General features: G+C 43.1%; 11 protein-coding genes. 7 read left to right on the top strand and 4 right to left on the bottom strand.

Annotated features, from left to right (window positions below; translation table 11 throughout):
* Positions 1-85: 85 nt before the first annotated feature.
* Together HX021_RS18070 and glmM are read right to left on the bottom strand one after the other, a co-directional pair.
* Positions 86-2161, bottom strand: coding sequence for a Na+/H+ antiporter (locus HX021_RS18070; protein ID WP_286591949.1), 2076 nt, complete (start codon positions 2159-2161; stop codon positions 86-88).
* 102 nt (positions 2162-2263) lie between these two features.
* The gene (gene glmM, locus HX021_RS18065) at positions 2264-3646 is read right to left on the bottom strand and encodes a phosphoglucosamine mutase (protein WP_286591948.1); all 1383 of its coding nucleotides are present in this window, start codon (positions 3644-3646) and stop codon (positions 2264-2266) included.
* A gap of 200 nt (positions 3647-3846) precedes the next feature.
* On the opposite strand from glmM, the gene HX021_RS18060 reads away from it, so the two are divergent.
* Both HX021_RS18060 and HX021_RS18055 read left to right on the top strand, forming a co-directional pair.
* The gene (locus HX021_RS18060; RefSeq protein ID WP_286591946.1) at positions 3847-4428 is read left to right on the top strand and encodes a phosphatase PAP2 family protein; all 582 of its coding nucleotides are present in this window, start codon (positions 3847-3849) and stop codon (positions 4426-4428) included.
* A complete protein-coding gene (locus HX021_RS18055; RefSeq protein ID WP_286591945.1) occupies positions 4428-5243 on the top strand; it encodes a ZIP family metal transporter in 816 nt (271 codons plus the stop codon). Before HX021_RS18060 ends, HX021_RS18055 begins: the two co-directional genes overlap by 1 nt.
* 22 nt (positions 5244-5265) lie before the next feature.
* On the opposite strand, the gene HX021_RS18050 is transcribed toward HX021_RS18055, so the two are convergent.
* Complete coding sequence (locus tag HX021_RS18050) at positions 5266-5715, bottom strand: MarR family winged helix-turn-helix transcriptional regulator (protein WP_286591944.1); 450 nt, start codon at positions 5713-5715, stop codon at positions 5266-5268.
* A gap of 131 nt (positions 5716-5846) precedes the next feature.
* On the opposite strand from HX021_RS18050, the gene HX021_RS18045 reads away from it, so the two are divergent.
* The 4 genes from HX021_RS18045 (at position 5847) to HX021_RS18030 (ending at position 10132) form a co-directional block, all read left to right on the top strand.
* A complete protein-coding gene (locus HX021_RS18045; RefSeq protein WP_286591943.1) occupies positions 5847-6086 on the top strand; it encodes a FeoA family protein in 240 nt (79 codons plus the stop codon).
* Complete coding sequence (gene feoB / locus HX021_RS18040; protein WP_286591942.1) at positions 6086-8188, top strand: ferrous iron transport protein B; 2103 nt, start codon at positions 6086-6088, stop codon at positions 8186-8188. The genes HX021_RS18045 and feoB overlap by 1 nt, the downstream gene beginning before the upstream one ends.
* A 37-nt stretch (positions 8189-8225) precedes the next feature.
* A complete protein-coding gene (locus tag HX021_RS18035) occupies positions 8226-8390 on the top strand; it encodes a FeoB-associated Cys-rich membrane protein (RefSeq protein WP_286591941.1) in 165 nt (54 codons plus the stop codon).
* 320 nt (positions 8391-8710) lie between these two features.
* Positions 8711-10132 (top strand): amino acid permease, encoded by a 1422-nt coding sequence (locus HX021_RS18030; RefSeq protein WP_286591940.1) that lies wholly within the window; start codon positions 8711-8713, stop codon positions 10130-10132.
* A gap of 5 nt (positions 10133-10137) precedes the next feature.
* On the opposite strand, the gene HX021_RS18025 is transcribed toward HX021_RS18030, so the two are convergent.
* Entirely contained in the window at positions 10138-11202 is a 1065-nt protein-coding gene (locus tag HX021_RS18025; protein ID WP_286591939.1) for a PA0069 family radical SAM protein, read from the bottom strand.
* 531 nt (positions 11203-11733) lie between these two features.
* On the opposite strand from HX021_RS18025, the gene HX021_RS18020 reads away from it, so the two are divergent.
* A complete protein-coding gene (locus HX021_RS18020) occupies positions 11734-12477 on the top strand; it encodes a hypothetical protein (RefSeq protein WP_286591938.1) in 744 nt (247 codons plus the stop codon).
* Positions 12478-12545: the final 68 nt, after the last annotated feature.

Below are 12545 nucleotides of genomic sequence, written 5' to 3'. Positions count from 1 at the left end.
CGAGCTTCTGAACAAAAGAGACCCGCAGTCACCACAGGAAATTTTCTGGATGTGGATGTTTATCTGGCAGGCTCTAGGCAGACGCTTACTTGCGTGACAACCGTGATTCTTCCAGATCCAGCGAATATTCCAGCTCCTTGATCACATCACTATCATAAGCCTTGCTTTCTTTTATTTTGTATAGGCCATTGCGGCGTAAGGTCAGCAGCTCCAGCATAATTTTATTGTACAGCCCCCTCACCGCAGAGAGCTGTGCCCGGGTATCTTCTTCCTTGGCCCGTTCAGAAGCATTTACACTCCGGATAATCTGCTCCTTGACCCGTGCAATGGTTTCATATTCCATCATTTCCTTGGCATAATGCTTATCCAGATAAGCAATGGATTCCTTCCCAAGGCGCACACGGATCTCGTCCATCTGCTCTTCCATGGAAGCATGCTCGTCCACTTCTTCGATTTTTATGAGCTTGATCAGCAGCGGTAATGTAAGTCCCTGGAATACCAAAGTCACCAAAATAACCACAAAAGTGATAAACAGAATCAGATTCCGGTGCGGAAAAGCTGTCCCATCGTATAATGTCAATGGGATCGCCAAAGCCGACGCCAGGGAAACGACGCCCCGCATGCCTGCCCAACCAACGACCAAAGGCAACTTCCAGCCGGGACTTTTCTCCCTGATCCGAACCCGCTTGGACAGTATCCGTGGTAAAAATGCAGAAAGATAAACCGCCACCAATCGCAGTACAATGACGATAACACAAATAGCCAATGAATAGTCAATAGCCTCCTCCATCGAATACTCTCCCAACCCATTGATGATGACCGGCAGTTCCAAGCCGATCAGGATAAAGACAAATCCGTTCAACAGAAATCCAACGGTTGCCCAGACTTCTTTTGTCTGTATCCGGGTATGATAATTCAGGTAATCGCCCGCCCTAAAAGAAAGAAACAGCCCCCCACTGACCACCGCCAAGACTCCTGACCATTCAAAATGCTCCGCCACAATATACATCAGATAAGGTGCGATCAGCGTGATCGGGGTCGTGATGCTTGACGATTTGGCAACGTATCGTAAAAAAACATACAGGATATGGCCGATGACAAGCCCCACCACAACGCCCATGACCGAGAGTACCAGAAACTGTGTGGTCGCAGTACTCATCACAAACTGTCCGGTCAGAATAGCGATGGAAGCAAACCGGAATACAGTTAATGACGCCGCATCATTGACTAGGCTTTCCCCCTCCAGAATGGTGATCCCACGTTTGGGGATACTGACACCTTTTAAGACGGAGCTGGCCGCTACTGCATCTGGCGGAGAAATAATTCCCCCTAATAAAAAGCCCAGCGCCAGCGTAAACCCGGGGATAATGCTCACCGAAAAATAAGCGATTGCCAAGGAGGTACAAAATACCAGCCCAAATCCCATGATCAAAATCGATCTCCGCCACTTCAGGAAATTGTCCCAATTGGTGTACCAGGCGGCCTCGAACAGCAATGGTGGTAAAAATACCAGAAAGACAATGTCAGGATCTATACTAATCACCGGGGCTCCCGGGATTAATGAAATCCCCAGGCCGCCAATGACCAGTAAGATCGGATATGAAATCTTTAACCGTTGACTGAGCACAAACAACATGGCCATAAAGAAAAACAGCACCATCACGAGCAAAAGATTGCTGTGGATCTTCTGGCTGATCTTTCCGCCTATTGCAGATTTGACTTCCTGATACGGGGCGATCATAGACAGGCTATATTGGCTGATCTTCCACTCACGGTCAATTCTGCTCAACACCCCTGTACCCCGGAAGAGCTTGGTGTTGATTTTAAAGGTCTCATCAAACCAGGCCGTTGCACTATCGGGACTGAAACTGATATGCCTATTTTCATAACTGTATGTCCAGGCGTATTTCGGATTAAAATATTGCTTTGAAAATTGGTCCATATGGGCCTTGTCCCACCTTTCTTCATGGTCAGTCCCCATAATAACCGCATTCGCAGCCACCAAATTGACGAAGGGGCCATATTTCAGCTCCCCGGATGACTTGTGCCAACTGTCCAAAACAGCGTTGACTTCGTCCACAGCTTCCCCCGCGAGCGAAGGTAGGCTGAACAGCAACAAGCTCAGAAAACAATAAATGCCTATGCCTATCTTTTTAATCATACATTTTACCCTATTTTTATTGAATGTACAGCTTTTCCCATCCAAGCACCACATGATAAGGACATGGATAAAACAAAAAGCTGCAAATGCAGCTTTTTGTTTTTATTTAATTATTTCTTCGATCTCACGGATGATCTTCTGTGCGATCTGTTCAGCTGCTTCCGGCGTTGGTCCTTCTGAATAGATCCGAATGATGGGTTCCGTATTTGATTTACGCAGGTGGACCCATTCATTTTCAAAGTCAATCTTCAGCCCGTCAATGGTCGTATGGTCCTCATGTTTATACTTTTCCTCCATTTTTGCCAACAGGTTGTCAATATCCAATTCCGGCGTCAGCGTAATTTTATTTTTGGACATAAAATACTGCGGTAATGAAGCGCGGTATTCCGAAGCTTTTTTACCCAGCTTAGCTAGATGTGTCAAGAAGATTGCCACACCCACCAGGGCATCACGGCCGTAGTGCGACGCCGGGTAGATCACTCCCCCATTGCCTTCGCCACCAATGACAGCGTCGACTTCCTTCATTTTAGTCACCACATTGACTTCACCCACGGCAGCGGCATAATATTCACCACCATGTGCCTTGGTGACATCACGCAATGCGCGTGTGGACGATAAATTAGAGACCGTATTTCCTTTTTTATGTTGCAACAGATAATCTGCTACCGCAACGAGTGTATATTCCTCGCCAAATAGTTCACCATCCTCCATCATGAAGACCAATCTGTCCACATCTGGATCAACTGCGATCCCCAGGTCAGCCTTATTTTCGATCACAGCAGCTGATAGGTCCGTCAAATGTTCCTTGAGCGGCTCGGGATTGTGCGGAAACTGGCCGTTAGGTTCGCAATGGATCTTGTAAACCGTCTGCACCCCCAGCGCATCCAACAAAGCTGGAATAAATGTTCCTCCTGTACTATTAACTGCATCCAGGGCAACTTTAAAGTTAGCTGCTCGCACAGCCTCCGGATCGACATACTCCAATGCCAATACAGCATCGACATGTTTCTGTAAATAAGAATAATCTTTATGCACTTGCCCCAATTCTCCGACTTCGGCAAAGTCAAAATCCAATGATTCCCCAAGTGCCAGCACTTCTTGGCCCTCAGCATCTGAGATAAATTCACCCTTTGCATTTAATAACTTCAGGGCATTCCATTGACCAGGATTATGGGAGGCTGTCAAGATGATCCCGCCAGCAGCCTGCTCCATCGGAACAGCAATCTCAACCGTCGGTGTAGTGGATAAGCCCAGGTCAACTACGTCAACACCAATGCTCTGTAAAGTACCAATGACAAGATTACTGACCATTTCACCTGAAACACGGGCATCTCTGCCCACCACAATTTTATTTATACCACTTTGTTTCACAATGATTTTCCCGTAAGCGGCAGTAAATTTAACAATGTCTATTGGCGTAAGACCCTCGCCTGCACGACCGCCTATCGTACCACGTATTCCTGATATTGATTTAATTAAAGTCATTTCCTTTGAATTGATTAACGTGTAAATTTAGCATTATGGCAATAAAATATCGAATTAAAATTATAATTAATGAATATTTAACGTATCTTTGTTGCAACAAAGTTGTTTTTAAAAGAAACAATCGTTTGCAATGAAATTATTTTTACTTTTGAAAAGGGAGTTTTAAAAGTTTGGGAATTTCATTGTAATCAGCAACATTTATGATTCAACAATTAATACACATCGATCAAGAAATTTTTCTTGCCATCAATCAAGGCTTGAGTAATCCTGTATTTGATTGGTTATTGCCGATATTGCGCAATCCATACACATGGGCACCTTTGTATTTATTTCTGATCATCTTTTTCATCAAGACCTATGGGAAGACAGGTATATTAATTGTTGTGATGACTTTGGTTACATTCGGAATTTCTGATGGTATATCATCTCATCTGATCAAAAAAACAGTAAAAAGAATCAGGCCCTGCAATGATGTGGAGTTCAAGGAGAATGTCAACATCCGTGTGCGCTGCGGTTCAGGCTTCAGTTTTACATCTTCCCATGCAGCCAATCACTTTTCATTGGCATTTTTCTGGATTGTGCTGTTCCGGAGGAGATGGAAATATGTCCTGTGGCTGTGTATTGCCTGGGCATTTCTGATTTCTGTTTCTCAAATTTATGTTGGTGTCCATTATCCGTTTGACATCCTCTGTGGTTCAGCCCTGGGTATCCTGGTAGGCTTAGCAACGGGCTATCTGTTCAAGCGGTTCGTACCAAGCTTTTTTAAAACTGAACACATATAATGAATTCAATTTTATTGATTTTAATTTTATTCATACCTGCATTTGCAAGTGGAATTGCTGTATTTTTTGTACAAAAAAAAGGGACCAATTTTCTAAAACTGATCCTTTCTTTCAGTGGAGCTTATTTATTCTCCATTACGGTGCTGCACCTCATTCCACATGTTTATCAATCCACCAATACCTCCCCCGAAGTCTTGGGGATCTATGTGCTTGCAGGCTTTTTATTTCAGCTTTTTCTCGAACAATTTTCCCAGGGCATAGAACATGGGCATATCCATTCCGAGCATGGGCATCATAGCCATAGTTTCCCTATTGGCATCATGTTCAGCCTCTGTTTGCATGCTTTTCTGGAAGGAATGCCCCTGGCAGCCACACATCAGACTGAGCTGGCACTGGGGATATCCATCCATCATATTCCGGCGGCATTTGCGCTGGGCAGTATCCTGATCAGCACACAGCTGAAAAAGAATACTATTATCATCACCCTGGCCCTATTTGCGGCGATGACTCCTTTTGGCTTCTTGCTCAGTAAAGCAATCAGTGCCGGAGAAGTGGGTGATATTCAGCAATATTTTGATAAGATCATGGCCGTTGTGATCGGTATATTTTTACATATCTCCACCACCATATTATTCGAATCCGGATCCATAGACCATCATAAATTCAATAAAAAGAAAATGATCGCTGTCATTGCTGGCGTAGCCATTGCCCTGGCAAGTTTTGCATTTGTTGACGAACATGGTCATGATCATAGTCATGGTGAACATAACCATCAGGAACACCATGATCATGATCATCATGATCACAACCATTAAATTTGGCTGTACAGGAGCGGCTTTAACCTCTCATTTTATCCAGCAGTTCACTCAGTTGAACCGCCTCCTCTTCGCTAATTCTATTGGGAAGAATATCCTTCAGCAACATGGTTTCATCAAGATTTTTAAGCGTGGTCAGCCCTTTATCCGTAATCACTAAATCCACAGCACGTTTGTCCCCACCAGATTGGCAGCGTGAAACAAGGCCTTTCATGACCATCCTGTCAATCATGCGGGAAATATCCGGTGTCGTACTTAACATTCTGGATTTGATCAGGCTATTGGTTGCTGGCTTAGGATATTGCCCCCTGAGGATACGCAGGACATTAAACTGTTTCAACGTGATCCCTTCTTTAGCCGCCCTTTGTTCAAGCTCATTGTTAATCCAGTTGTACGTATAAAGGATATTCACTGTACAACGATGCCAGTCATTACTGAATTTACTTACCTTGATTTCGTCCTCGATCTTCATTTTGGTTGATAATTAATCCTTTTTTAAACGTAAAGATAGCTGTTTTTTGCGCTAAATACATAACTATGACATTAGAATCATTCTAAATGACAGAAAAACTGTATATTTGAAACAGATAAAAAAACAGGTAGATGCGTAATAAAAATAGCTTGGACAAGCTAAAAAAAGGGGAAAAAGCGGTGATTATTGATTTTGATTCGCAAGATATTCCAGCTAAATTTTTCGAATTGGGTTTTGTGCCCGGCACTGAAGTGGAAGTGAAACATATCGCTCCGCTGAATGGCCCAATATGTTTAAGTATTATTGCTAATAATGCCTTGATTGCCATACGTAAATCAGAAGCTAAAGTCATCCTTATTGATCAGAAATAATGAATAACCCGATTATTGCACTTTTGGGTAATCCAAATGTGGGTAAAACTTCCCTTTTTAACCGGATTACAAAATTAAATCAGAAAGTAGGAAACTATCCCGGCGTCACGGTCGAAAAACGTGAAGGACAGGTTAAAGCCAACAACAAGACCTACCGTATCATTGATCTTCCGGGGACATATACGCTATTCCCAAGTTCAATGGACGAGGAAGTCGTCTTCAATACCTTAGTCAACAAGGAGAACAACTTCAGACCAAATCTTGTTATTGTTGTCGCTGAACCAACCAACTTAAAAAGGTCTATCATACTTTATCAGCAGGCCCGCGAACTTGGGCTTGCGGCCATCTTCGTCATCAATATGATCGATGAAGCCAAAGAAAAAGGGATAAGCATAGATATTCAGCAACTCGAGCAGCTGCTGAATACAAAAGTCTACCAAACCAATGCCCGCACAGGCCAAGGTATTGATCAGCTGATCAAAAATTTTGATGCTGTACCACCGATGTACATCAGTCAGTTCAGCCTTCCGGCCGAAGCAAATGATGCTTTGGAAGAGACCAAACGCCTGTTTCCACTGGAAACGGAATACCACACCTGGCAATATTTAGCAAAAGGTGAGGTTTCATTCTTGTCCAAGGAGAAAAACCAGGCCATTCAGCACATCCGGGATAAATATCAGCTGAAAGCTGAGAAATTACAAAAAGATGAAGCCATACTCCGCAGCAAATCCCTGGATCAGAGCCTCGCTACGATCTATGCCAAGGATGAGACTTCAAATACGAACAAGACCAATACCATTGACAAGATACTCCTCCATCCCATTTTTGGATATATCATCTTCTTTGGTATCCTTTTCTTGATTTTTCAGGCCATATATACCTGGTCAGGGCCCGCCATGGATTTTATCGATGGTCTTTTCGGTGACCTGGCAGCCTATACACAAACCGTACTTCCTCCAGGTCCATTGACTGACCTGCTCAGTAATGGTATCATTAAAGGCATAGGTGGTATTGTGATCTTCATTCCACAGATCGTCATCTTGTATATCTTTGTTTCCATCATGGAAGAAACAGGCTATATGAGCCGGGTGGTATTCTTAATGGATCGCTGGCTCCGCCCTTTTGGACTGAACGGCAAATCTGTCATTCCATTGATATCCGGTGTGGCCTGTGCCGTTCCGGCAGTCATGTCTGCGCGGAATATTGAAAATACAAAAGAAAGACTTGTCACGATATTGGTGACGCCTTTCATGACCTGTTCAGCACGTCTTCCCATCTATATCGTCCTCATCGGACTGGTGATTCCCGACACAACCTATGCTGGTTTTCACCTACAGGGAATAGTATTGTTCGTCATGTACCTACTCGGTATATTTGCGGCCTTATTTTCAGCCATCATCCTGACCAAGATCATTAAATCCAAACACAGATCGTTTCTGATCTTTGAACTTCCGACCTATAAATCGCCGGACTGGAAGAATGTCGCTTTAAACGTTTGGGAAAAAACCTCGAGCTTTGTATTCGGCGCTGGTAAGATTATTTTGGCCATCTCTGTTATCCTTTGGGCTTTGGGCAGCTTTGGTCCAAATGACAAATTCAGCCGGGCAGAAGAAATCGTGCAGCAAAACAACCCTAACTTATCAGCGGAAGACCTGGATCATGAGGTCACATCCTACCGTCTGGAGCATTCCTTCCTGGGTTATCTTGGCATGGCCATTGAACCTATAGTAGCACCCTTGGGCTACGACTGGAAAATGGGAATTGGATTGATTTCTTCCTTTGCGGCACGTGAAGTCTTTGTGGGGACAATGGCTACAGTATATAGCCTTGGTGACGAAGTCGACATCGAAGATGAAGCCACCAAAACAACGGTACTGAGCAAAATGAAAAGCGAGATCAATCGCAACACAGGCCTACCCGCCTATAATTTTGCTTCTGGCATATCGCTTTTGTTATTTTATGCTTTTGCCATGCAATGCATGAGTACAATAGCAGCAGTAAAAAGGGAAACAGGCTCCTGGAAATGGACCTTGATTCAGGTTGGTTTTATGACAGGCTTGGCCTATTTAAGTGCATTAATTGCCTATCAGCTTTTGAAATAAATAACTTGCCTAATTACATCACTTAAAAAAATAGGCTATGGATAATTTAACAGTACAATATCTCATCGTTGGAATTTTGGTCATAGCGGCAGTATGGTATGTCGTTAGGAACATCCAAAAATCACTGAAAGGTAAGTCGAGCTGCTCCAAAGGTTGTGGCTGCAGCTGCAACAGCGCAGAAAAACCTCAAAAAGCAAATTAATTTGTCTTTTCGTGTAACATTTACGAACAAAATTTCGTTTTATAGTAAAGTAGCCAAAAATCACACTAGCTACTAAAAAAGAGAAACGCTGTCTTATACCGGACAGCGTTTCCTATTAAAAACGATATTTTCCCGCATTGTTTAACACGCTCAGCTCCCACAGCACAAAAAACCAATACATAAAGTGCTTTAAATACCTAAGTGTTTTATTAACTTTATGCGCTTGAGAGAGATCGCTATAGTTGGCGTATAGCACACAAATATCAAAACATACAGGGCTTGAAAGAGCCGACAAAAATGTAACCGTATTAACCATACACATGGAGAAACAGAACAATAAGGATTCAAAACAATTAAAGCGGGGCCTTCAGAATAGGCATATTCAATTAATTGCTTTGGGAGGAGCCATCGGAACCGGCTTATTTTTGGGTATTGGAAAAGCGGCTACCCTTGCCGGGCCCGCCGTTATCCTCGGCTATGCATTTGCCGGAATAATCGCCTTTTTTATCATGCGACAACTGGGGGAAATGGTCGTCGAAGAGCCTGTTTCAGGGAGTTTCAGTTATTTTGCCAATAAATATTGGGGGGCCTTTGCCGGCTATGCCTCAGGCTGGAATTATTGGGTACTCTATATTTTGGTCAGTATGGCCGAACTGACCGCAATAGGGGTCTATGTCCAGTTCTGGTGGCCTGAAATCCCATTATGGGGATCCAGTTTGTTTTTCTTCTTTGCCATCAACGCATTAAATCTTGCTTCTGTAAAGATTTATGGTGAAACTGAATTCTGGTTTTCAATCATCAAGGTCGTGGCTATCATTGCCATGATTGTCTTTGGTGTCTACTTGCTGCTGAGCGGCAGTGGCGGTGAGGAGGCTTCACTGAACAACCTGACAGCACATGGTGGATTTTTCCCCAAAGGCTGGTTCAACCAGACAGCAGATGGAAATTATGAGGGCCTGCTCTCAGCCATAGCACTTATTATGTTTTCTTTTGGCGGTCTGGAGTTGGTGGGCATCACAGCGGCCGAAGCTGAACATCCCGAAAAAAATATTCCAAAAGCGACCAATCAGGTTATCTACCGTATCCTTATTTTTTATGTGGGCGCCCTGGTCATCCTATTTTCCTTGACACCCTGGACCAATATCACGGCAGATACCAGCCCCTTTGTGCTGGTATTTGACAAGCTCAATGGCTTTGAATTCACGATTTTTGGTCAGACCTTTTATTTCACAAAAATTATCGCCAACGCTTTAAATCTGATCGTTCTTACCGCAGCATTATCCGTTTACAATAGTAGTGTCTATAGTAATAGCCGGATGCTGTATGGTCTGGCAGAACAGGGCCATGCACCGAGGTTTTTATCCAAACTCAATAAAAACCATGCACCGATCAATGCAATCCTGGTCTCAGCTTTCTTTGCTGCGATCTGCGTATTTATCAATTATGTAGCACCAAAGAATGCCCTGGAAATACTCATGTCATTGGTTGTCTCTTCCTTGATCATCAATTGGCTGATGATTTCCATTACACATCTCTATTTCCGGAAAAATAAGCTCGAAGCACATTTACAGACCAAGTTCCCCTCATTTATGTACCCGCTCAGTAACTACATCTGTCTTATCTTTCTGGTCGCTGTATTGGGTATTATGTGGGTGACCGGCATGAAATTACCCGTCGAACTGATCCCTGTCTGGTTAGTATTGCTATATATCAGTTATATATTGATCAAAAGAAAAAAGTAAGGAAATTAAAATAACCCCAATTGCTTCCCTGCGTCCGGTAGGCGAAATAGATCTCTGCGCAGGGAAGGCAAGACAGCATTACCCATATATTTTTTGACCGACAGCTTAAACAGATGCTGCAGGCTGTCGGCCATATTGCCATCCCCTTTTATCCTTCGTCCAAAGTCGGTATCATTAATTTTTCCGCCATGACAGGCTTCGATCCAGTGCAGTACCTTTTCAGCACGCTCTGGATAATGCTGATACAGCCAATCCTTAAAGATGGCACCGATCTGTCCATTGAGCCTCACAATGGTATAAGAGGCTGTAATTGCACCCGCATTTGCACCCGAGCGGATTAAATCTGAAATTTCATCACTATTGATCCCGGGAACGATGGGTGCCATCATCAGCATCACAGGTACGCCTATCCCCGTCAATCCCTCGATGAGTTTTAAGCGTGCTGATGCAGTAGCGGTACGGGGCTCCATCTTTTGGCGCACATCTTCCCGCAAAGAATTGATGGTCACGGCAACCGAGATCAGATTAAGTGCCGCCAGCTCGCGCAGGAGATCAAAATCTCGCCGCATCAATACATTTTTGCTGATGATGGAAACAGGATGTTGATATTTTAGCATCAATTCTAAAAGGGACCGGGTGATGCCCAGTTTGCGTTCAATAGGCTGATAACAGTCCGTATTTCCGGATAACATAATCAGTTCCGGCTGATAGTTTGGTTTGCGAAACTCGTGCTCCAAAAGCTGAGCTGCATTGTGTTTGACCAGAATCTTGCGTTCAAAATCCAACCCGGCACTAAAGCCCCAGTATTCATGCGAATTGCGTGCATAACAATAGATGCAGCCATGTTCACATCCCTGGTAAGGATTGATCGATCGTTCAAACCGGAGGTCCGGACTATTGGATTTGGATATGATGGATTTGGGATGTGTGGGAATAAATTGAGTTTTTTCAGCCCCGAGAAATTCTTCATCCAACCCTTCAATATGCTCCTGTACGTACTGGTTGGCAAAGAATTTATTATTGGGATTGATCTGTGCCCCTCTGCCCTTAAAATATGCTGACTGATTCATAAGTTAAAATTACTAAAAATATTAGCAATAATCGCAAAAATATGTCACCCTTTCTTTCCATTAGAAAGCAGAGACTAAGCAACACACAAATTCACCCCGATCTGCCACATATATTTCCTATGTTAGTAGGCTTGAAACTCCAACAACTGCTCTTCCATAATTGCTCAAATAAAAAGCAATTTAGATCAATTATTGCTTTTTATTTGAGCAATATAACCTACTAAACCTATTATCATCTTAAGGTCCCTCAATCCGACCTGAGTCCGTGTTCACTCCGTGTTGACAGCGACTATATCACGCTTACAAATCGGTATGATCACCGAAACATCCCGCTCACACTCCCTTTCTTAACCGAATCTATACTCTATCTCAACTAGAGCTACAGCGAACAATACTGGTATCCATTGCCAATTTAATAATCGTGAAGTACCCAACATTTCAAAATTCATAAAACGCAGTATATCACTATTTTAAACCTTATAAAAGTTGTAAAAAACTACCTTTCAGCGATTTAAATAGTTAACTTTAACTATGGCAATAATTGAAAATGGATATTTGAAAGGCCAACTTGGAAATTTGGTCAATCGTAAAGTTGGAGACAAAAATGTCGTACAGACTAAACCTTCGGACAAAATGCGTCAAACGATATGGACGGAAGCTGCCGCGTCTGATTTCGGGACAGCGAGCACAGCAGGCGCAATAATCCGCCGGGCTTTCAATGCTGTACATCAAAAACTACATGACAGCGAAATGCACAACCGACTAGTTAAACGTATGCAGCGTGTATTGCTTGGCAATGGAAAACACAACCCCGGCGATCAACGAGTTAGCCAGGGAAATATCCAGCGATTGGTCGACTTTCAGTTCAATAAGAATTGTCATATCTACGATTACCTTTATTTCGATACCACCGTGAATTTCGCAACTACAGGGGCTATATCAATCCACATACCCGAATTAAAAGGAGATGAAAATTTCTATTGGCCCAAGTCATGTAGCCATATTGTCTTAAAGATTGAAATTGTAAGCCTGTCTTTTGATAAAAGACAGGCTCAAACGATTGTCTCCCACGAAATCGAATTAACACGGTATAGTAGTGAACGACATGAGGCAAAAACACTTACTTTTGGTTTAACTGATAAGGATTACGATACAATTTTAGTATCGCTTTCGACCCTCTATCTTGACAAAAGAAATAGTTACGCCTTTCTGCTCAATTCGATCGACTTAAATCCGGCAGGCATCATAGCCGCCCATAATCTCAGAAATTCCTAATGAAAAAAATCCCTATACTGTAACAGCATAGGGATTAAAATTTTATTCTGGAATTCAGACCAGCTTTA

The organism is Sphingobacterium sp. N143, assembly GCF_030325625.1.
In the GTDB taxonomy this organism is placed as follows: Bacteria; Bacteroidota; Bacteroidia; order Sphingobacteriales; family Sphingobacteriaceae; genus Sphingobacterium.
The sequence above is the reverse complement of the archived record's forward strand: the minus strand, read 5'-3'. Positions and strand labels throughout refer to the sequence as shown.

Coding starts and splice junctions, on each gene's coding strand:
- HX021_RS18030 (WP_286591940.1), top strand. CDS start 8,711: ATGGAGAAACAGAACAATAAGGATTCAAAACAATTAAAGCGGGGCCTT.
- HX021_RS18045 (WP_286591943.1), top strand. CDS start 5,847: ATGCGTAATAAAAATAGCTTGGACAAGCTAAAAAAAGGGGAAAAAGCG.
- HX021_RS18020 (WP_286591938.1), top strand. CDS start 11,734: ATGGCAATAATTGAAAATGGATATTTGAAAGGCCAACTTGGAAATTTG.
- HX021_RS18025 (WP_286591939.1), bottom strand. CDS start 11,202: ATGAATCAGTCAGCATATTTTAAGGGCAGAGGGGCACAGATCAATCCC.
- HX021_RS18035 (WP_286591941.1), top strand. CDS start 8,226: ATGGATAATTTAACAGTACAATATCTCATCGTTGGAATTTTGGTCATA.
- HX021_RS18060 (WP_286591946.1), top strand. CDS start 3,847: ATGATTCAACAATTAATACACATCGATCAAGAAATTTTTCTTGCCATC.
- HX021_RS18055 (WP_286591945.1), top strand. CDS start 4,428: ATGAATTCAATTTTATTGATTTTAATTTTATTCATACCTGCATTTGCA.
- feoB (WP_286591942.1), top strand. CDS start 6,086: ATGAATAACCCGATTATTGCACTTTTGGGTAATCCAAATGTGGGTAAA.
- HX021_RS18070 (WP_286591949.1), bottom strand. CDS start 2,161: ATGATTAAAAAGATAGGCATAGGCATTTATTGTTTTCTGAGCTTGTTG.
- HX021_RS18050 (WP_286591944.1), bottom strand. CDS start 5,715: ATGAAGATCGAGGACGAAATCAAGGTAAGTAAATTCAGTAATGACTGG.
- glmM (WP_286591948.1), bottom strand. CDS start 3,646: ATGACTTTAATTAAATCAATATCAGGAATACGTGGTACGATAGGCGGT.